This window comes from Helicobacter pylori, assembly GCF_017594925.1.
GTDB lineage: Bacteria > Campylobacterota > Campylobacteria > Campylobacterales > Helicobacteraceae > Helicobacter > Helicobacter pylori_DP.
On record NZ_JAALNT010000016.1, the window covers coordinates 17,628 to 38,435 of the forward strand.

At 41.1% G+C, this 20,808-nt stretch carries 15 protein-coding genes, 2 tRNA genes and 2 pseudogenes; 10 read left to right on the top strand and 9 right to left on the bottom strand.

Annotated elements, in window-relative coordinates; all coding sequences use genetic code 11:
* Window positions 1-427 precede the first annotated feature (427 nt).
* From alpB to fliK, 8 genes are all read right to left on the bottom strand, one after another.
* A complete protein-coding gene (gene alpB, locus G6069_RS06180) occupies window positions 428-2,020 on the bottom strand; it encodes a Hop family adhesin AlpB (RefSeq protein WP_197293714.1) in 1,593 nt (530 codons plus the stop codon).
* Window positions 2,021-2,041: 21 nt separating this feature from the next.
* Complete coding sequence (alpA, locus tag G6069_RS06185) at window positions 2,042-3,598, bottom strand: Hop family adhesin AlpA (protein WP_197293715.1); 1,557 nt, start codon at window positions 3,596-3,598, stop codon at window positions 2,042-2,044.
* A 602-nt stretch (window positions 3,599-4,200) separates the two neighbouring features.
* Window positions 4,201-6,237: an ATP-dependent helicase gene (locus G6069_RS06190; RefSeq protein WP_197293716.1), complete on the bottom strand. Its 2,037-nt coding sequence runs from the start codon at window positions 6,235-6,237 to the stop codon at window positions 4,201-4,203.
* Between the two features lie 8 nt (window positions 6,238-6,245).
* Complete coding sequence (locus tag G6069_RS06195; RefSeq protein ID WP_197293717.1) at window positions 6,246-7,391, bottom strand: Eco57I restriction-modification methylase domain-containing protein; 1,146 nt, start codon at window positions 7,389-7,391, stop codon at window positions 6,246-6,248.
* Window positions 7,360-7,989 carry a restriction endonuclease gene (locus G6069_RS06200; protein WP_197293718.1) on the bottom strand — a complete coding sequence of 210 codons (630 nt, stop codon included), beginning with the start codon at window positions 7,987-7,989 and terminating at the stop codon, window positions 7,360-7,362. The genes G6069_RS06195 and G6069_RS06200 overlap by 32 nt, the downstream gene beginning before the upstream one ends.
* A 51-nt stretch (window positions 7,990-8,040) precedes the next feature.
* The gene (locus G6069_RS06205) at window positions 8,041-9,858 is read right to left on the bottom strand and encodes a flagellar hook protein FlgE (RefSeq protein ID WP_197293719.1); all 1,818 of its coding nucleotides are present in this window, start codon (window positions 9,856-9,858) and stop codon (window positions 8,041-8,043) included.
* Complete coding sequence (flgD, locus tag G6069_RS06210; RefSeq protein WP_197293720.1) at window positions 9,855-10,892, bottom strand: flagellar hook assembly protein FlgD; 1,038 nt, start codon at window positions 10,890-10,892, stop codon at window positions 9,855-9,857. The genes G6069_RS06205 and flgD overlap by 4 nt, the downstream gene beginning before the upstream one ends.
* A 50-nt stretch (window positions 10,893-10,942) precedes the next feature.
* Window positions 10,943-12,499 carry a flagellar hook-length control protein FliK gene (gene fliK / locus G6069_RS06215; protein ID WP_197293721.1) on the bottom strand — a complete coding sequence of 519 codons (1,557 nt, stop codon included), beginning with the start codon at window positions 12,497-12,499 and terminating at the stop codon, window positions 10,943-10,945.
* Window positions 12,500-12,716: 217 nt separating this feature from the next.
* On the opposite strand from fliK, the pseudogene pta reads away from it, so the two are divergent.
* The 7 genes and pseudogenes from pta (at window position 12,717) to hypD (ending at window position 18,203) form a co-directional block, all read left to right on the top strand.
* Window positions 12,717-14,265: pseudogene (gene pta, locus G6069_RS06220) on the top strand (phosphate acetyltransferase).
* A pseudogene (locus G6069_RS06225) lies at window positions 14,262-15,477 on the top strand (acetate kinase). Before pta ends, G6069_RS06225 begins: the two co-directional pseudogenes overlap by 4 nt.
* Before the next feature lie 97 nt (window positions 15,478-15,574).
* Complete coding sequence (locus G6069_RS06230) at window positions 15,575-15,874, top strand: cupin domain-containing protein (RefSeq protein WP_078259685.1); 300 nt, start codon at window positions 15,575-15,577, stop codon at window positions 15,872-15,874.
* Window positions 15,875-15,884: 10 nt separating this feature from the next.
* Window positions 15,885-16,013 carry a hypothetical protein gene (locus G6069_RS08065; RefSeq protein WP_000973846.1) on the top strand — a complete coding sequence of 43 codons (129 nt, stop codon included), beginning with the start codon at window positions 15,885-15,887 and terminating at the stop codon, window positions 16,011-16,013.
* A 110-nt stretch (window positions 16,014-16,123) separates the two neighbouring features.
* Window positions 16,124-16,852, top strand: coding sequence for a hydrogenase nickel incorporation protein HypB (hypB, locus tag G6069_RS06235; protein WP_000003589.1), 729 nt, complete (start codon window positions 16,124-16,126; stop codon window positions 16,850-16,852).
* Window positions 16,852-17,085 carry a HypC/HybG/HupF family hydrogenase formation chaperone gene (locus tag G6069_RS06240; protein WP_000335462.1) on the top strand — a complete coding sequence of 78 codons (234 nt, stop codon included), beginning with the start codon at window positions 16,852-16,854 and terminating at the stop codon, window positions 17,083-17,085. Before hypB ends, G6069_RS06240 begins: the two co-directional genes overlap by 1 nt.
* A 5-nt stretch (window positions 17,086-17,090) precedes the next feature.
* Window positions 17,091-18,203 carry a hydrogenase formation protein HypD gene (gene hypD / locus G6069_RS06245; RefSeq protein WP_197293722.1) on the top strand — a complete coding sequence of 371 codons (1,113 nt, stop codon included), beginning with the start codon at window positions 17,091-17,093 and terminating at the stop codon, window positions 18,201-18,203.
* Window positions 18,204-18,294: 91 nt separating this feature from the next.
* On the opposite strand, the gene G6069_RS08000 is transcribed toward hypD, so the two are convergent.
* A complete protein-coding gene (locus G6069_RS08000; protein WP_231628104.1) occupies window positions 18,295-18,819 on the bottom strand; it encodes a hypothetical protein in 525 nt (174 codons plus the stop codon).
* 67 nt (window positions 18,820-18,886) lie between these two features.
* Between G6069_RS08000 and G6069_RS06255 the strand changes: the two genes are divergently transcribed.
* From G6069_RS06255 to G6069_RS06265, 3 genes are all read left to right on the top strand, one after another.
* A tRNA-Gln gene (locus G6069_RS06255) sits at window positions 18,887-18,961 on the top strand.
* 22 nt (window positions 18,962-18,983) lie between these two features.
* A tRNA-Met gene (locus G6069_RS06260) sits at window positions 18,984-19,060 on the top strand.
* Window positions 19,061-19,308: 248 nt separating this feature from the next.
* The coding region (locus tag G6069_RS06265; protein ID WP_197293724.1) for a SabA family sialic acid-binding adhesin at window positions 19,309-20,808 on the top strand (1,500 nt) is incomplete at its 3' end.

The following is a 20,808-nucleotide window of genomic DNA, read 5'->3' on the forward strand; positions in this document are numbered from 1 at the left end:
GGAGAGTTTGGTTCTTGTTCTGTGTGCCTAATGGATTTTACAGAGTTTGAGCTCCAACGCATTCCTTACAGCTCTCACGCATCATATCTATAAAGGCGTAATTTTGCGTGCTTCCTATGCTAGATGCGAATGTATGAGAGTATTATAACAAATTAGCGGCATTCATTCCAATCGCTAAAGATGTTTGGAATTTCTGCTTGGGGGTTTAAAAAGCGGTTTTTTTGGGTTAGGGGAACGCCTTTAGCGTTTGATCGCTTCATAAAATAAAAGAACTTTGAAGCGCTTAAAACAAAATAACAGCTTTAATAAAGCGTTCTTGATAAAGCATTCTTGGGGGGGTTAATTTGATTATTTGATAAGGATTTTAGGGTTGTTTTAAAGTGGGTTAAAAGGGTTCGTCAAAGCCTATAAAAGGCCTTGAGCTTTTTTAGAAGGCGTAGCCATAGACCCAATACACGCTATAGGGGCGGAAGTATTTCACTTCAGCACCGCCAGCTTTATAATAAGTGTTGTAAATCGTAGGGATTTGCACACCGATTTCTATAGAATGCTGGTTATGGCTTTTCAAGTCTTTTTTCAAGATACCAAAGTTCATGCGTAACCCCACATCAAACAAGAATTGGAATTTTGTCGCTGTAGGTCTGCTCGCAAGCTGAGGGCTATTTCTTAGCGTGCTGATGTAAGTATCCCCTGCGAGTTGGATCCCCCCAAAGAAGCCCGCATTAAGACTTCGGCTACCAAAAGAGCGGCTAAACACATTGTAAAGCACATCAGTCCCCACCCCATAAGTGAGCAAATTGACTTGATTGTAAGTAGGGCCATTACCCACGCCTGCGCCGTTATAGCTGAAGAAGCCATAGTAGCGTAAGCCCACATTCTTGTTTTCCCCAAAGAATTGCTTATAACCGATTTTAGTGATAAACCCGTTAAACGCATTCACTTGGGAGCTGTTACCGGCAGCGAAATTCCCAAGCCATGGGTTAGCTTTAAGCTCGTTATTCAAAGCGCTAACTTTAGCCAAAGTGTTTGTGGTGTTGTTCAATAGCTGGGTAGAGCGTGCTTGATCAATATTCCCGCCATAGCTCACTTGATAGCCTGTTGAATTGCTGATGTTAGCGTTGTTGGCTAGCGTTAAAGCGTTTTGAGAATTATTGACGATGTTTTGCACCAAGCTAGTGAATTCCTTAGCGCTCAAATCATTCCCGGCGTTAGCGGAGTTGAAAACATGTTGGGCTAAAGCGGCATCCAAAAACGCTGCGGCAGCCCCGCTATCACCGCTTGGCCCCATAGTGATTGAAGCTTGCTTTAGGATATAAGCGATTTGTTGAGCGGTAACCCCATTTCCATAAGCTTGATTGGTGTTGTTTTGAAAAATCCCACCCGCTTGGTTGTTGGCGTTTAAGAACGAGTTCATGTAAGTCAAATAAACGCTAGCGGTGTTAAGCTCACTGAGCTGGTTGGAGAGGTTTTGGCTCGTGGTGTTGTTGTTGCCTTGGAAGATATTCTTGCTGATGTTTTGACTCAAAGTTCTGATAGAGCTAACCATTTCGTGATAAAGAGCCAGGTTACCTTGGAAACAAGGGCTATTGCTAGTAGTAGCAGCTGCGGTCGCACCATTACCACTACTACCATTATTAGTAGCACCACATTGATGGATATTGCTAGTGTTCAAAGTAGGATACAAATCAATCAAATTGCCTAATTGGTTCATAAAAAGGTTGCCCAAAGTCCCAGCGACATTGCCTCCTGTGCCTGCAATATTGATATTGGTGTTGTTTGTCGTGGTAGAGTTTAACAAGCCGGCTAATTCTTCGGCTTTGATTTTACCCGGGTTTTTCACTTGTTGGACCACCTGACCTAATTCATACCCAAAGGTCATAAAGCCCCCATCTTCTTCAGCGCCCACTGGATTGAAGCTCAAGCTTAACGCTAGGCTTAAAGGGGCTAAGAATCTTACTTTTTGAGATTGTGTCATTAAATTTTCCTTAATCATTTTGAATGGCTTTAAATTTTGTTTCATGTTTGTCTCTTCCCCCCTTTCTTAGAATGAATACCCATAAGACCAATAAACGCTATAAGGACGGAAATACTTCACGGTAGTCCCTGCGGATTTGTAATAAGTGTTATAAATCGTAGGCACCACTACGCCAAATTCCACCGTGTGCTGGTTGTGGCGGTTGGATTTCCCGTCCAACTTACCGAAGTTCATCCTCATACCAAAGTCAAAGAGGAACTGGAAGTGCGTGTTATTGATTTTCCCATGCAATTTCACATTGGGGTCATCTCTGAGCGTGGATTGGACGGTCTCGCCGGCTAATTGGATACCGCTAAAAAAGCCCATATCCACAGAGCGGTTTTGATAGGAGCGGCTAAAGATGTTATATAACACATCAGTCCCTACCCCATAAGTGTATAACCCTACATTATTTTGAGTGGATCTAAAGCCCACGCTCGCTCCGTTATAAGAAAAGAAACCATAATAGCGCAAACCGATATTCCTTTTCTTCCCGAAGAATTGCTTATAGCCTATTTTGGTGTAAAACCCGTTCAAAATATTCGTTGCACGGCTGTTCCCGGCTCTGAATTGGGGCAAGTAAGGCATGCTTCTCACCTGATTATTGAGCGCGTTGATTTTATCCAAAGTTACTTGCGCGTTATAAAGAGCGTTAGGGAGCTGACTAGCACGCCCTTGCACAGCGTTAGCTTGGTTGGAATTTATCCCAGCGCTATTAACCGCGCTCCCGCTAATGGTGTTTTTAGTGAGCTCGTTATAAACCGCTTGAGATTGATCAATGATGCCTTGCACCAAACCTGTAAAAGCGGCCGAATTGAATTCCTTATTCCCAATGTTGGCGGCTACAGCAGAGTTGAAAGCTTCTAAGAGCAATTCGTCTTGCTTGAGCAAGTTCGCTGCGTTATTTAAGATATTTTGTTGGCCTTGAAGGTATTGGATAGCTTGTTGAGAGTAAGTTTGACCATCTGAACCAGTCGCACCGTTAGTGCTACTAGTGCCATTAGTAGTCCCATTCTTCTCTAAAGCCTTATTCATCGCATTAAAAAACACATTCCCCGCATTCAAGTAGGTGAGCTGTTGTTGCATGTTGGGGAAATTGGTGTTCGTGCCGTAGTTGGTCTGGCTGCCGATCGTGCTTAAAATCCTGTCAGTCAAGCTAGGGAGCCAGTAATAGCCCGCAGCGGTGCAAGCGCTTTGAGTGTTAAGAGTTGAGCCACCAGTCGTCCCTGCAGCCGCGCAAGTCCCACTGCCTACCGCACCACTTAAAAGAGCGTTCGCAGACACGTCGTTACTATTGAGTTTCGTGGGGTAAGCCCCTAAAAGCGAATAAAGGTATTGGGAGAAAGCGTTACTCAACGCCCCTGCGACATTGCCTCCGGTGTTGTTGTTTAAAATGTTGTTCGTTACATCAGCGTTAAGCTCTCTGGCGAGTTCGTCGGCCTTAGCGCCGCCTGGGTTTTGGACATCTTGCATGACTTGCCCAAGCTGATAGCCGACGGTGAAAAACCCTCCATCGTCTTCGGCATAACTTATGCTAGCGCAAAGGGCTAGACTAAGAAACAGCGTTCTATTCTTTTTTATCATAATTTTCCTTATCAATGGGATGCTCCTTGATTGAGATTAAATTTGGGATTCAGTTACATCAGAGCTTGTAAATTTGTAAATAATGTTTAGTAATACAAATTGTCAAATGTAATTGTGATATTTTCACATAATGAAAATTAAATTAACCTTAAAAACCCCCTTTAAAACCCCTTATCAAGGAAATAAAGTTACAACAATTGAGACGCTTTTTACAAAAAAAAAAAAAAACGGGATCTTAGGGGGATTAGCGTTAAATTTTGGGGGGTCTTAAAAAACGCTTTTTGGCATTTTTAGGTTTTTTAAACTATAATCACGCTAACGCAAATAGTCATTTCAAGTTATCTCTTTTGTTGCGAAAATTTGGAGCATGTTAGGGTTTGGGGTAATAGTGGGCGGTTACCTCAGAAAGGAGATAACCAACTATGAAGTTATTATTAGTAATCATAGTTTTAATGGTCCTCACAACGCCATTATACTAAAATTTTGGCTCTAGTGCAAGCTAGAGTTAAAATCTATGGTTGCTAGCGTTTTTTTGTATTTTTCTTACATCTCATAAAAATCCCATTATAATACTCATTAAACAAACAATACAAAAACCAATTTTATTTTGAATCAAGCTTCAAAAGTCCCGCTTCATACAAAAACACCGAGGGCTTATGTTCTTTAGGTTTGGCGTTTTCCCTCAATTCGTTTTTCGCATAAGAAAGCCATAAATTTTCCTTAGCCCTAGTGATAGCGACATAAAAAAGCCGCCTTTCTTCTTCAATGCCCCCACCGGTATTCATGAGCTTGTGGTTAGGGAAACGGCCCTCCATTAAATCTATAATATAAACGTCTTTAAATTCTAAGCCTTTAGAAGCATGCACGCTCAATAGATTCACGCCCTCGCCTTGCGTGGCTTCACTAGATCCTATTAAAGTGCCGTTTAAAAAACGCCCTAAATTTTGGTAATTTTTCGCCAAAGAACTCAGCAAGTCCATTTTTTCATTGAAGCGTTTTTGCGCTTGGAGTTTTTTAAATTCATTATAAGAGCCGTCCTTATTTTTGGATCGCTCTTTTAATAGGCGTGTTTTAAAGGTTTGAAAAAACGCGCTTTCTATAATGTGTTTGATTAAAGCGCTAGGGGAATGAGTGGGGGCTTTGGTATAAAGAGTGAAAAAATCGCTGAGCGTTTTAGCCCCATTGAGTGAGATTTTAGGGTGCATCAACACCGGGTGCGAATGAAACGCCTTGTCTATCACGCTATTAAACCTTGAGCTGTTTTCTAAAGCAAAAATTTCTTCAAAAAGCCCCATGGAGGTGATTTCTTTTTTCTTAGTGTAAATTTTAGCTTCTTGATTAGGCTGAATTAAAGCTGATTTGAGATCACCATTGCCTAAAAGCATTAAGGCTTCATGAATGTCTTTAGCGGTGTTAGAGCCAATATCACTGATATAGCTTAAAATATGGATCGCTGCCATAATGTCTTTAGGGTTAAATAATAGCGTGCAAATATCTAACGCTAACGCCACTTCTTTAGATTCAAAAAAGCTCGTGCTCCCTTTCCTTTTGCTTGGCACGTTGTGGGATCTTAAAGCGGCTTCTAATTGATCCGCGCTCGCGTTGTTCCTAAAAATCACTGCCACTTCTTTAAAATCTTTTCGCATGACAATGCGTTTGGCGATGTCTTGGCATTGCGCGATATTGTCGTTGTAATTTAAAAGCGTGGGTTTATTGAATTTCCCTGATTTCACCACTTCTAAATTTTTAGGGTAAATGCGCTCGTTGCGCTGTATCACTTGATTAGCGAGATCTAAAATCTCTTTAGAAGAGCGGTAGTTTTTAGTGAGCGTGAAAACCTGGGCGTTTTTGTATTTTTGAGTGAAATTAGAAATGATAGAAATATCCGCCCCATTAAAAGCGTAAATACTCTGATCGTAATCGCCCACGCAAAACAAACTGGGAGGGTTGATAGCGTCTAAAATGGATTCTTGTAAGGGGTTAGTGTCTTGAAATTCATCGCAAAGCACTTCTTTATAAGGGCTAGGTCTTTCTAGCATCGCTTTTTTAAAGAGCAGCAGTAAGTCGTTATAGTCAATATAATTATGCTTTTTTTTAGTGTTTTCAAATTCTTCTAAAATGTTTTCATAAAAGGCGGCGTATGGTGCGTGTTCAGGGTTTTTACTAGAAAGCCAAGCGCTAAAATCTTCTTGTTTTAGAGCGTTAGTGTAAAGAGAATAAAGGGCGTATAAATGTTGCGAAGTGTAGGGCTTTTTATCGTCATCTGTTGCGTTTAGCGCGTTTTTAGTGTCCACGATGCTTTCTAAAAGTTTTCTTAATTCCTTAGGTTGCTTCAGGCTTAAGTTTGGGTAATGCTCTTTCAAATAGCGATACGCCACCGCATGGAAAGTGCCCGCTTCAATTTTGGAGCTTAATTTGGAATATTTAGCCACCCTAGCGATCATCTCATTACTCGCTTTATTGGTGAAAGTCAAAAGCAAGATTTCTTCAGGCTTGATGCCGTTATTAAGCAGGTGTAAAATGCGCCCCACAATGGTAGAAGTTTTTCCCGTGCCAGCGCTCGCAATGATTAAATTATACCCTTGTAAAGCCGAAGCCGCTTTTCGTTGCTCAGGGTTTAATTGTAAGGTTTCTAACAAGTTTTATCCTAGTTTAAAAAGTCTTTAGGCAAAAGGGCGTTTTCTAAAGAGCGCTGCGAAAACAAAAAACGCCCATCGCACACAAAGCCCAATTCTTGCCAGTTGATAGCGTTGAGTTTATCGCAGAGGTTTTGTAAATCTAAGTTTTGGTCATAAGGGAATAGCGCCAAAATAGAGCCGTCATAATTAGGGCATTGGTGGATGAAAAAAGGGTTTTTTTGGCGCGTTTTGGCGTTGACATAAATGCGTTTTTTAGGGGATATGTGATGCATCCTCCCCCATTCAAACCAATTACTTTCATTGAACTTTTTAATCTTTCTTTGCATCAAGCTGTCTTTATGCTGGAGTAAGTAATCATTAGGCTTATTGACAAAAACCATTTTTTCTAAAACATTGGTTCTTTTGGTGATTGAGGTGACAAATTCTAAATTCCCGTATGTTTCATTTTTAAAAATCTTATCGCACCCGCTCACTGCCCCCACCTTGACTTGAAAAACCTCGCTCAATTTTTGCGTGTAAGATTGGTTGAGGAAATACAAAATACCTTTTTTGCACAAAAATTGCAAACCATCGTTAGCGATTCTACTGAAATTGCCCTTACAAAAACGAAAAATCACGCAATTAGGCATGGCGTTTGGGAAAATCTTTTGATCGCCTAATTCAAAAAAATGCGTTATCGTGCCTTCTTTGTAGATCCATTCGTTTAATTTCACGCTAGAAGTGGATTTTAAAAAATCCCTTGGGGTGATGAAAATCAATTCGCCTTGAGACTTTAAATGCTTGATCGCTTTTTCTATGAAAAACAAGTATAGATTACTCCTTTCATCAAAAAGGCTGTAATGGAGTTTTTCTTTGGTGCTTGGCGCAATATCCTTGTGCTTGACATAGGGCGGGTTACCAATAATCGTGTCAAATTGATTTTCTAAAGGGTAGTCAAAAAAGTCCATGCAAAGGGCATTTTTAGGGCAGATTTTAGGATCGATTTCAATCCCTACAGCCTTTTTTAAGCGCTTTAAAAAACTCCCATCGCCCGCGCTTGGCTCTAAAACACTCCCTTGATTGTGCTTTAGAGTGAGCATGAAATCCACTATATTGTTAGGGGTGAAAACCTGCCCTAAAGTTTTAATCTCTAATTGATACAAAAAATTCTCCAAAAAATTCTTTGAATGTTAAATAAATATTAGATCGTAACTTAACGCTTTCAGCTAAAGCGTTTAAGATGAAGTTTTTACTTTCAATAAAGCTTCTTTGAACGATTTCTCTGTTGTTATCCCACTTGCATTGGAAGGGCAAGTTATTGGGCTGAAGAGTTTGAATACCTTTTAAGGAATTGATAAAAATATCTTTAGGATCGTTTTTGTTGATAATCAAAAAATAATAATCTCTATCGGTGTTTTTGCCCAAGTCTTTATGCAGTTTTTGAAAGTATTTTTCCCATGCGATTTCGTTATTAAATTCCGGCAATAAGCCGCACAACGCATAATAAATCCCTAATTTGCAATTAAGATTGTCAGCGGTTTTTGTGGTGGTGGTTTTAATATTGACAGGATAAAAAATATCGTTTTCTTCAAAACTAAAATCCCACCACTCTCTGGCTCTTGGCAGTTGGATAGGAAAATAATCCTTAATGGTATTTAAAATTTCTTCTTCATTGATCGATGAATTTAATCGCCCATCTTGTAAGGGTTGAGACAAATTATAAGGGTTTGTTCTTAAAAATTCTGCAATTTCATTAAGCTGTGTGGGTATCATTAAATATCCTTATTAAAAAGGATATTTTACCATACTCCTTATTTTAGCCTTTTATTTTTTCAAGCTAATGGCTTCTTTAATCATGTCATCGCCCGCGCCAAAGGCCCTAGCGTTCATGGAATAGCCTCTTTGCATTAAAATGAGATTGGTTAGGGCGTTCCCGGCATTCACGTTGCTCGTTTCTAAATATTTATGCCTGATTTTCCCAAACTTGAGCTTGCCCTCTTCGTCCCACCCTAAAATGGGGTTACCGCTTAGGGGTCTGTTTTCGCCATTAATGGTGCCTTCTTGCATTTCATAGAGGTTACCGCCGATTTTCCTTAGGCCTTGATCGTTAGTGAAAGCTAAAATACCGATGCGAGCGACCGGCTCTACCACCCCATTACTGAAAGCTAGAGAAATCACGCCATTTTCTTCAATGCGCATGTCTCTAAAAATGCCCCTAGGCTTGCCGTCTTGACTCGCTTCTAAAAGTTTAGAGTCTTGATAAGACAAATCGCTAGAATCATGGTTTTCGCTCTTATCTAGTGAATAGGTGAGCTTATTGCCTTTAAAATCCAAAGTCATGGGAGCGGATTTCATTTTATGCGTGGCTGAATCAAAGCCGACAATTTCCCAAGTAGGATCATTGATAGGGGTTTTGTTTTTGGGATCTACGATGTAGCTTTTCACTTCCCAAGTTTGGTTTTTCCTTTTACTCGTGGGGCTTGACGTGGGATCGTTGGAATTGGTCATGTAATATTCGCTTTGGAGCAAGTATTTATCCCCGGCTTTGTCATAAATATCCACTTCTGTGCTGTAATAAGGGATTCTAATCGCTACTGAATCCCTGCTAATGCCCTTTTTCAATTCCATTCCGTCCGCGTTCAAGCCCAATTTATCCGCAATGCCCCCACTCAAGCTAAAAGTGATAGGCGTTTCGCTAGGATTAGCGATCTCTAATAAAAGGGGGGGGCTTTTGGCGTCTTTTTCGCTTTTGATGAGGTTTAGGTCTAGCCCGGTTTTTTCTTTAAGGAGTTTTTGCAAATCGCCTAAGGTTTTGAATTGGTTTTCGCCTTTTTCAGCGTCCCCATAAGTGAAAACAAAATCCTCTTTTTTGCCATCTTCTTTTTGGATACTCACATTCAATTTGCGATTCGTGATCGCGTCTATGGGCTCGTTATCGTTATTCGCTAAAGCGTTAATGTCCTGGTTTAAAAAACGCTCTTTAATGATTTCGCCCTTATCGTTTAAGAAAAAATCTTGCACGCCTTTTAAATGATCTTTAGGGTTTAAATTCACGCTAATACCCACTTTCGTGCTAAGCACGGGCTGGTAAGTCAAATCTTGGGGGATTTGTAAGGGCGAAAGGGTGTTGCCATGCAATTTTTCAATGTCTTCATCTCTGGCGGTGGAATTGAGCGTGCCGTCTTTGATTTTTTTCAAATCAATGCCATAGACATAATAGCCCTCAGGGGTTACTAAATAGCCATCAGCGTCTCGTGCGAAATTGCCGGCGCGCGTGAGAAAATTATCCTGTTTTTTGCTAAAGCCGTCTTTATTAATAGTCATTTCCCCATTTTTATTGGGTCCTATCACAAACCAGCCCTTGCCTTGATACGCCATATGAAATTCCCCCTCACTAGGCATGTATTCCCCATCTTTATTAGAAAGGACATTGCCTGAGCCTGTAACGCCGTAATTTCGGTCGTTAGCCACAACGGATTTGGCGTTCAAAGCGTCTAAATGCGAAGAAAACAAGGTCTTAAACTCCGGATCATTGGAGCGATAGCCTAAGGTATTGACATTGGCGATATTATTGGAAAGGCTGTCAATGCCAAACTGGTGGGTCTTAATCCCGCTATAAGCGTTTAATAAGGTGTCGTTCATGCTGTCTCTTTAGGGGGGGTTTGGGGTTTCTGATCAAGTGGTTTTTGATCCGAGAGTTTTTGATCAATCGGTTTTTGTTCAGAGAGTTTTTGAGGCTTTTGATCAAATGGTTTCTGTTCAGAGAGTTCAAGCAGTTTTTGATCCGAGATTTTTTGATCAAGCGGTTTTTGCTCAGAGAGTTTTTGAGGCTTCTGATCCGAGAGTTTTTGATCAAGCGGTTTTTGATCCGGTTGATAAAACTCTATCGCGCTGTCTATGGGTAAAATCATTTCGCCCATTCTTAACATGGGTTTGCCTTTATCAAAAATCACGCTCTCCACTTCGCCCCTACCAATGCGCGTTTGCAAATACTGCTTGCTTTGAGAGTCTAAATTGTATTCAGCCTTGATTTTGTAATTGCCTTTAGGGACTTTTTCGCCCTTTTCGTTTGTGCCGTCCCATTCAAAATTGATATACCCCTTTTGCCCGTTATAATCTTTTAAAGAAATCGTTTTGACTAATTCATTGTTTTCATTTAAGATTTGAATCGCTGGCACTCCTTTAGAAGCGTCAATTTTTTCATCAAAAAAGAGCGAAAAAGAAAGCTTGTTGTTGCCGTCAAAATTCGCCCCGCTCACATCGGTTTCAGCGATTTTGCCTATCATGCTCACAGAATTAAGCGCACTTACTTCCCTTAAAGCGTTATTCGCTTTCAAGCTATCGTCCATGCCTTTATTCAAGTTTTCCATGGTGTCTTTTAAAGCGCCTTGAAAGTCTTTTAAAGATTCGTTAGTTTCTTTATTGGATTTCATCGCACTGGCGACTTCTTGCATGGTTTTTTTGTTTTCTTCTTGCATTTCCACTTGCGTGAGCTGCGCGGTTTGGGTGATGATTTTATCCGTTTCCATAGGAGCGGTGGGGTCTTGATTTTTCAATTGCTCTAAAAAGAGTTTCATGAAAGCGTTTTTATCCAACCCATTAGCGATGGCGGGCTGCTCTTTTTTCCTTTCTTGCGCGGCTTTAGCTCCTGTAACTTCTGCTAAATCAATGGCCATGATCTCTTCCTTATTAAAGATGTCTTATTATAGAGCAAACTCGCTTAAAATCACGCATAAAGAGTGATTTGCATGCTCGTTTCTTTGTGTTCATTATCCGTATTCTCTTGGTAGCTTTTTAGGGCGTTTTCTTTTAAGGGGGTTGATTCCTGCTCTTTAAATGGCTCTCTTAGTTGCTCTTTGGGTTGCTCTTTAGAAGAATCTTGCGAAAAGCTCAAATCCACCCCTTCAAAACCTAAAGCGTTCAGGCTGTTTTTAAGATCTTGTTGGTTATCCAAAAAGGTTTGCAAGCTGTTGTTATGAGAAATCACGCTCACTTTAAGGTTTTTACCCACTTTTTGAATAATCACTTCAACCTTGCCCAATTCCTTAGGGAATAAATCCATAGAGATCCTGCTCATGGGGGGTTTGTATTCTTGGATTTCTTGCTTTAATTGTTGGGCGAAATGCTTGATCGTCTCTTTAGGGGTAACGCTTTTATTCTCGCTTGTCTTATCGCTAGCTTGGGTGTTTTGCACATTTTGAGCGCTGTTATTAGTTTCTTTAGTTTTTTCTTTATTGTCGCTTATTTCTTGAGTTTTTTCTTCTTTTTCTAATGGCGTTGGAATATTATCGTTAGGGGGGTTAGCTCCTATTAAAGGCATTAAAGGGGGCGTTTTAAAGGGGATTTTAGGGGCATTCTCTGGCGCTATGCTTGGGGCTGTAGTTTGGGCTTTGGTAGGGGTTTTTTCTGACTTTTTTTTAGAAAGCGTTTTATCCCTTTTAATAGCGTTCATTTGTAAAGCTTCCTTTAAAGGGGGCGTTTTTTTTTCGTTATTTGGGGGGTTTGCGTGTTCTTTATTTGGCGGTTCTTTTTTTTCTAAGGATTGCAAAACGCTAGAAAGGTTGGCGGTGTTTTTAGCGTCGTTCTTTGCAAGGGTGTGGTTAGTGGGCGTTTGCGTTGTTTTTAAAGCAAGATGATCGCTTGCATTTAAGGGGGTTTTATTTTCTGGAGTTGTGGTCGCTTGAATGTTGCTAGCGTTTAGGTCATGTTTTTGGCTGAGCGTTTGGATGTCTTTAAGGGTTTTTGGCTCTTTGGCGTTATGGGTTGGGGTGGTGGGGGTTTTGTTAGCGTTGTTAGTGCGGTTAGTGGGGGTTATAAGGTTTTTATTAGGCAAGTTTGTTTGATGAGCGTTAGAAGCAACTTCGTTAGGCTTTTTTTCATTCTTGTTTAAAGTTTCGTTAGGGTTTTTGGGGTCAGTCTCAAAAGCCTCATGGGTTTCATGTTGAGCCTCATGTTCGGCTGTTGGGTGGGTTTTTGGGTGGTTGAGCCAATCTTTTAGGGTAGGGGCTTGTTGGTTTTTGGCGAGGTTTTGAGCGTGTTGGTGGTTTGGGGTAGGGGTTTTTTCAAGCGCTTTAGCGTCTTTTTTAGCGTCTTTGGGCGTGGCTTTTAAAGCGTTAGGATTTTCTTTAGAGGCGGTTTTGTCTTTAGAGATCTTTTGGTTTAAGATCTTACTGAAATCCTTTGATGCACTTTTAGGGGCGTTTTTGGCGTCTTTAACTTCATTTTTCGCCCCGCTGTTTAAAGCGTTTGCGTTGGTGTGAATGGGATTAATAGGAGATGGCATGACTATCCTTTAAAACAACTCTTTTATTTTACATGGTGGGAGTCAAGCAAAAAGAGTTCCTTAACTCTGTTTTTTTAATCAGCTACCGCTTGACTAGCGCTAAGCTCTTTTATCATTGTGTGGTAAAAAATGCTAAAAGCATTTTACAAAATCTCGTTTAGGTTTAATTAAATTTTGCTACAATTAAATAAAAAACGATGATTTTAGGGAGATTGGCATGCAAAGTTTATGGATTTACCCAGAGGATACCGAAGTTTTAGGGGTTGCTTGTAAGAGTCTTTTAAAAACGCTAAAACCACGCTATCAAAAAATCGCCTTGTTTTCACCCATTAATGGGGAGTACGAGAGCTTGGGGGAGTGCGAGGGTCTAAGCTCTTTAGAGGTTCATAGCGCCATAGACAAACAAAAGGCTTTAGAGCTTGTGAGCACCGCTCAAGAAGAGTTACTATTTGAAACGATTCTCAAACGCTATGATGAATTACAATCCACGCATGATTTTGTCATTAATTTAGGGTATGCGCCGAAGTTTTTCTTAAACGCTCTTTTAGATTTAAACACCATTTTAGCCAAGCATTTAAACGCTCCTGTGGTGGCTGTCGCACAAACGAGTTTGGAATCTTTGAAAGCCATGCGCTCTCATATTCTCAAAAAAGAAGCCCCTTTCGCTATAGGGTTATTTGCGGGTGAGATGCTTGAAAAACCACATTTTTTGAGCGCGTCTCTTTGCAAGCAACAATGCGAATTAGAAGCGGATCTGATAGAAAGCGTGTTGCAAACAAAAAGCAAGATTATTACCCCTTTAGCCTTTCAAAGGAGTTTGGAAAAAAAGGCTAAAAAACAGATTAAAAAAGTCGTTTTACCCGAGAGCGAAGATAAAAGGATTTTGAAAGCCGCGCATCGTTTGAACGCTATGGGTGCGGTGGGATTGATTTTATTAGGCGATAAAGAAGCCATTAATTCGAAAAATTTGAACTTGAATTTAGAAAATGCAGAAATCATTGATCCCAACACTTCTAGCTACAAAGAAGAATTCGCTAAAAGCTTGTATGAATTGCGAAAATCAAAGGGATTGAGTGAGCAAGAAGCCGAGCAATTAGCGTTGGATAAAACTTATTTTGCGACCATGCTCGTGCATTTAGGCTACGCGCATGCCATGGTTTCTGGGGTCAATCACAGCTGAGACCATTAGACCCGCTTTACAAATCATTAAAACTAAGCCCGGCGTGAGCTTGGTTTCAAGCGTGTTTTTAATGTGTTTGGACACTCAAGTGTTCGTCTTTGGGGATTGCGCGATTATCCCTAACCCTAGCCCTAAAGAATTAGCCGAGATCGCTACCACTTCTGCGCAAACCGCTAAGCAATTCAATATTGCGCCTAAAGTGGCCCTACTCTCTTATGCGACAGGCGATTCCGCTCAAGGCGAAATGGTGGATAAAATCAACGAAGCCCTAACAATCGCGCAAAAGTTAGATCCCCAATTAGAAATTGATGGCCCTTTACAATTTGACGCTTCCATAGATAAAGGCGTAGCGAAGAAAAAAAGGCCTAACAGCCAAGTGGCCGGGCAAGCTAGCGTTTTTATTTTCCCGGATTTAAACGCTGGGAACATCGCTTATAAAGCGGTGCAACGGAGCGCTAAAGCCGTGGCGATAGGGCCCATTTTACAAGGTTTGAATAAGCCCATTAACGATTTGAGTAGGGGCGCTTTAGTGGAAGATATTGTTAACACCGTTTTGATTAGCGCCCTTCAAGTGCAAGATTATTGATAGGAGAAATGATGGAAATTTTAGTGTTGAATCTGGGCAGTTCGTCTATTAAGTTTAAGTTGTTTGACATGAAAGAAAACAAGCCCTTAGCGAGCGGTTTAGCCGAAAAAATCGGCGAAGAAATAGGGCAGTTGAAAATCAAATCGCATTTGCACCATAACGATCAAGAATTAAAAGAAAAGCTTGTGATTAAAGATCATGCGATCGGGCTTTTAATGATTCGTGAGAATTTAACGAAAATGGGCATTATCAAAGATTTCAATCAAATTGACGCTATAGGGCATCGTGTGGTTCAAGGGGGGGATAAATTCCATGCCCCAGTCTTAGTCAATGAAAAAGTCATGCAAGAAATTGGCAAGCTTTCTATTTTAGCCCCCTTACACAACCCGGCGAATTTGGCCGGTATTGAGTTCGTTCAAAAAGCGCACCCCCATATCCCTCAAATCGCTGTTTTTGACACCGCATTCCATGCCACTATGCCCAGTTACGCTTACATATATGCGTTACCTTATGAATTGTATGAAAAGTATCAAATCCGGCACTATGGTTTCCATGGGACTTCACACCATTATGTGGCTAAAGAAGCGGCGAAGTTTTTGAATATCGCTTATGAGGAATTTAACGCTATCAGTTTGCATTTAGGGAACGGCTCAAGCGCAGCCGCCATTCAAAAGGGTAAAAGCGTGGACACTTCTATGGGGCTAACCCCTTTAGAGGGCTTGATTATGGGCACAAGGTGTGGGGATATTGACCCCACTGTGGTAGAATACATCGCACAATGTGCTGATAAGAGCTTAGAAGAAGTGATGAAGATTTTAAATTATGAAAGCGGGCTGAAGGGCATTTGTGGGGATAATGAGAAACATAGAAGCCAGAAAAGAAAAAGGCGATAAAGAAGCCAAGCTCGCTTTTGAAATGTGCGCTTATCGCATTAAAAAGTATATTGGGGCTTACATGGTGGTCTTAAAAAAAGTAGATGCGATCATTTTTACAGGGGGATTAGGGGAAAACTACTCGGCTTTAAGAGAGAGCGTGTGCGAGCGGTTGGAAAATTTAGGGATCGCTTTATGTAAGCCCACTAATGATAATCCGGGCAACGGGTTGGTGAATTTAAGCCAGCCTAATACTAAAGTCCAAATTTTACGAATCCCCACTGATGAAGAGCTAGAAATCGCTTTGCAAGCCAAAAAGGTTTTGGAAAAAACAGAATGAAGAATTGTTTAAGAAATCTATAAGAAATTTTTGGGTAAAAAATCAGCTTTCTTAAATTAAGTTCTAAATTAAGAAAATATCACACTAGGAGTTTTTGATGGAAGTGGTTAATTTTTTAGAGGGCGTTTGTTTTGAAAAGCTCCACATTGAAGCGTTGAGTGAAAATTCTTCCAATAAGGAAATCCGTATTTGCATGCCTAAAGGAGCTGTCATGGACAAGCACAAGGCCCCGGGAGCTATCAGCGTGCAGGTTTTAGAGGGTAAAATCGTTTTTGAAGTGGGAGATGAAAAAATAGAAATGCCAAAGGGGGCGTTAATCAGCCTAGAAGCCCAAGTTTCGCATCGTTTGGACGCTTTAGAAAATAGCGTTATCAGATTGTCTTTGAGTAAAAAATAAGGAAAATCAAATGATGAAAGCCGTTTTTATCAATGTTTGGTATTTGCTTTTAACCATCATTTTATTAATCATCATATGGAGGATCATTAAATTAGTGTTAAAAGATAAAAACGACAGCGACGATAAGGGGTTAGGGTAAAGCATGTTTTTGATCTAAAAAGATGAGCCAAGAAGATAAAAGAAGTTGTTAAATCATAGTCGTTTAATTAAGCGCGCTACGATACGAAAATTTTAAAAGAAAGGAAAAGCATGAGCGAACAACGAAAAGAATCTTTACAAAATAACCCTAATTTGAGTAAAAAAGATGTCAAAATCGTGGAAAAGATTTTGAGCAAGAACGACATTAAAGCCGCTGAAATGAAAGAGCGCTATTTAAAAGAAGGGCTGTATGTGTTGAATTTCATGAGTTCTCCCGGCAGCGGTAAAACCACGATGCTAGAAAATCTAGCGGATTTTAAAGACTTTAAGTTTTGCGTGGTGGAGGGCGATTTGCAAACCAATAGAGATGCGGACAGATTGCGTAAAAAAGGCGTGAGCGCACACCAAATCACCACCGGTGAAGCGTGCCATTTGGAAGCGAGCATGATTGAGGGGGCGTTTGATTTATTAAAAGATGAGGGAGCGTTAGAAAAAAGCGATTTTTTAATCATTGAAAACGTGGGGAATCTGGTTTGCCCCTCAAGCTATAATCTAGGGGCGGCGATGAATATCGTTTTACTCTCTGTCCCAGAGGGCGATGATAAGGTGCTAAAATACCCTACCATGTTCATGTGCGCGGACGCGGTGATTATCAGTAAAGCGGATATGATTGAAGTGTTTAATTTTAGGGTTTCTCAAGTCAAAGAAGACATGCAAAAATTAAAGCCTGAAGCGCCTATTTTTTTAATGAGCTCCAAAGACCCTAAAAGCTTGGAAGATTTTAAAAACTTCCTTTTAGAAAAAAAGCGTGAAAATTACCAATCCACGCATTCGTTTTAATGTGTTTAGCGATCCCCTCTAAAGTCATAGCCATTAACGATAATGTGGCGCTCTTGGAGACTTTGGGCGTTCAAAGAGAGGCGAGCTTGGATTTAATGGGCGAGTCTGTTAAAGTGGGCGATTACGTGCTGTTACACATCGGCTATGTGATGAGTAAGATTGATGAAAAAGAAGCCCTAGAGTCCATTGAGCTTTACCAAGAAATGATCGCCAAAATGAACGAAACGCAATAAAAACAATGAGCGTTGATCACCTCATTTCACCCTTTAGAGACAAGCAAATTATTTTAGCACTCTCTAATGCAATCAAAAAACTCGCTTTTAAACTCACAAAAAAATTAGTCATCATGGAAGTGTGCGGAGGGCATACGCATTCTCTCATGAAATACGGGCTTTTAGACTTGATGCCTAAAAATTTAGAGTTTGTGCATGGGCCGGGGTGTCCGGTGTGCGTGATGCCAAGAGCGCGCCTTGATGAAGCTTATGAACTCGCTAGTATGAAAGATAGCATTGTTTTGAGTTTAGGGGATATGATGAAAGTCCCCGGGAGCTATGGGAGTTTGATACAAGCCAGAGAAAAGGGGCTGGATGCGCGCTTTTTGTATTCGCCCATGCAAGCTTTAGAGATCGCTAAAGAAAACCCGCATAAAAAAGTCATTTATATTGCGATCGGTTTTGAAACCACCACGCCGATGAGCGCGAGCGTTTTACTGAGCGCCAAAAAAGAAAAATTAAAAAATCTTTTTTTCCATATCAACCACATTTTAGTGCCTCCGAGCGTGAGCGCGATTTTACAAGATAAAGCATGCCAGATCAACGCCCTTTTAGCCCCTAGCCATGTGAGCGTGATCAGCGGCGCTCAAATCTATACTCCTTTAGTGGATCGCTTTAAGCTCCCTATTATCGTGAGCGGTTTTGAGCCGGTGGATATATTAGAAAGCGTGCTGATGCTTCTTAAACAAGCCCTAAACAAAGAAGCCAAGCTAGAAATCCAATACAAAAGAGCGGTGAGCTTTGAGGGGAATACAAAAGCGCAAGAGTTGGTCAATGCTTGCATGGAAGTGAGAGAAAATTTTGAATGGAGAGGTTTGGGGAATATCAAACATTCCGCCCTCAAACTCAAAGAAGCGTTCGCCTCTTATGACGCTGAAAAAGTCTTTAAAGAATATTTAAGCCACAAAACCTCCAAAGAAAACAAAGCATGCAAGTGCGGGGAAATTTTAAAAGGCATCGCTAAACCCCTAGACTGCTCGTTATTCGCCACAACTTGCACCCCGCAAAACCCGATCGGCAGTTGCATGGTCAGCTCTGAGGGGGCGTGCGCGGCGTATTATCGTTACAAGCGCGTTTGAGCTTTAAAAATTGCTCTAAGCCCCTAGACTGCTCACTATTCGCCACAACTTGCACCCCGCAAAACCCGATCGGCAGTTGCATGGTCAGCTCTCAAGGGGGCGTGCGCGGCGTATTATCGTTACAAGCGCGTTTGAGCTTTAGAAATTGCTTTTTAGTGAAATCGCTCAAACCTTCGCAATTGACATCCACGCTAACCGGTTTTTTAGGGGGTTTTTCTTTTTTAACAACTGGTTTTTGATACGCCCTTTTCCTAATACTCGCTTGGATAGTTTTAAAATCAAAAGGGTAATTTAAAGCTTTTAGGGTTTTTTGCGTTTCTTTTAAATGGGCTTTCAGGCGGTTGGTGTAATAATCTTCTTCTATCTTAAAGGCTTTCAAATAGCTAGGGTGCGTGAAATAGATTTTTAGGATTTGGTGTTCCATTTTAGCGTATCTAAACCCTTTCTTTAAATCCCCTAAAATTCCAGCCACATAACGATTGATCACCTCTCTTCGCTTGAGCTGGAGCTTTAGATTTTTAAACGCAGAGGTTTGAGCGATTTTTTTAAACAGCAAAAAGGTTTCTTTCTTTTTCAAATAGCGTTTATAAATGAGAGGGTCAAAATTGTTTTCCATAATAAAATTATAGCGTTTTAGCTTGACTTTTTTAAAAAGCTTTTGTATAATGCTTCTTTTATTTTGTTGGGGTGTCGCCAAGCGGTAAGGCACCAGGTTTTGGTCCTGGCATTCCGAGGTTCGAATCCTTGCACCCCAGCCATTTTTTTCCTTTATTAGCGTGTCGCGGAGTAGAGCAGTCCGGTAGCTCGTTGGGCTCATAACCCAAAGGTCAGTGGTTCAAATCCATTCTCCGCAACCAATCTTAATTAAATACCCCCTATCCCCTTAAGAAAATGAGTTTCAAATTAAGAAAATGAATTTCCCTTAAGACACCAACTTAAGAAAAAAGCCTAACCATAGATTTCACCACCACCAAACGAAACAAAAAGCACCAAAATCAAAAAAATGACACAATTTTTTCAAAATTACAAAAAAAAAACGCTTTCATGCTATAATACGCCCCATGTTTAATACATTAAAACACTCATTTCAAAAAAGGAGAATATGATGAAAAAAACCCTTTTACTCTCTCTCTCTCTCTCATTTTTGCTCCACGCTGAAGACGACGGCTTTTACACAAGCGTAGGCTATCAAATCGGTGAAGCCGCTCAAATGGTAACAAACACCAAAGGCATTCAAGATCTTTCAGATCGTTATGAAAATTTGAACAACCTTTTGACCCGATACAGCACCCTAAACACCCTGATCAAATTATCCGCTGATCCGAGTGCGATCAATGCGGTGCGGGAAAATTTGGGCGCGAGCGCGAAGAATTTGATCGGCGATAAAGCCAACTCCCCGGCGTATCAAGCCGTGCTTTTAGCGATCAATGCGGCGGTAGGGTTTTGGAATGTCTTGGGCTATGCTACGCAATGCGGGGGTAATGGTGATCAAGAAAGCACTTCTTCAACAACCATCTTCAACAACGAGCCAGGGTATCGATCCACTTCCATCACTTGCTCTCTCAACGGGTATCAGCCTGGAGTCCTAGCGCCTATGAGTATTGAGAACATGAAAAAGCTTAACGAAGCCTATCAGATCCTCCAAACGGCGTTAAAAAAAGGCTTGCCCGCGCTCAAAGAAAATAACGGAACAGTCAGTGTAACCTACACCTACACATGCTCAGGGAAAGGGAATAATAACTGCTCGAAAGAAGCCACAGGTGTAAGTAATCAACACGGCGGAAGCATAACCAAAACCCAAACCATAGACGGCAAACAAGTGACCACCACGATCAGTTCAAAAGTGGTTGATAGCAAAGCTAGTGATAACACATCACATGTCTCCTACACCGAAATCACCAACGCATTAAGCGGAGTGCCTGATAGCGCTCAAGCGCTCTTAGCGCAAGCCAGCACGCTCATCAACACCATCAACAGCGCATGCCCATGGTTTACAGTAACTAATAAAAGTGGTGGCCCACAGATGAACCCGACTTCAGGGGGTTTGTGCGTTTTTAAAGATGAAATCAGCGCGATCCAAAAGATGATCACGGACGCGCAAGAGCTTGTTAATCAAACGAGCGTCATTAATGCCAACTCGCAATCAGATCAAGTGGGAGGCAGTGGAGGCAAGCCTTTCAACCCTTTCACAGACGCTAGCTTTGCGCAAGGCATGCTCGCTAACGCTAGCGCGCAAGCCAAAATGCTTGATTTGGCCCATCAAGTGGGGAACACTATCAACCCTAACAATCTTGTCGGGACTTTTAAAAATTTTGTTACAAGTTTTTTAGCCACATGCAACAACAAATCAACAGCTGGCACTGGTGGCACACAAGGTTCAGCTCCAGGCACAGTGACCACTCAAACTTTCGCTTCTGGTTGCGCCTATGTGGAACAAACGATAACGAATTTAGAAAACAGCATCGCTCACTTTGGCACTCAAGAGCAGCAAATACAGCAAGCCGAAAACATCGCTGACACTCTAGTGAATTTCAAATCCCGATACAATGAATTGGGCAACACCTATAACAGCATCACCACCGCGCTCTCTAGCATCCCTAACGCG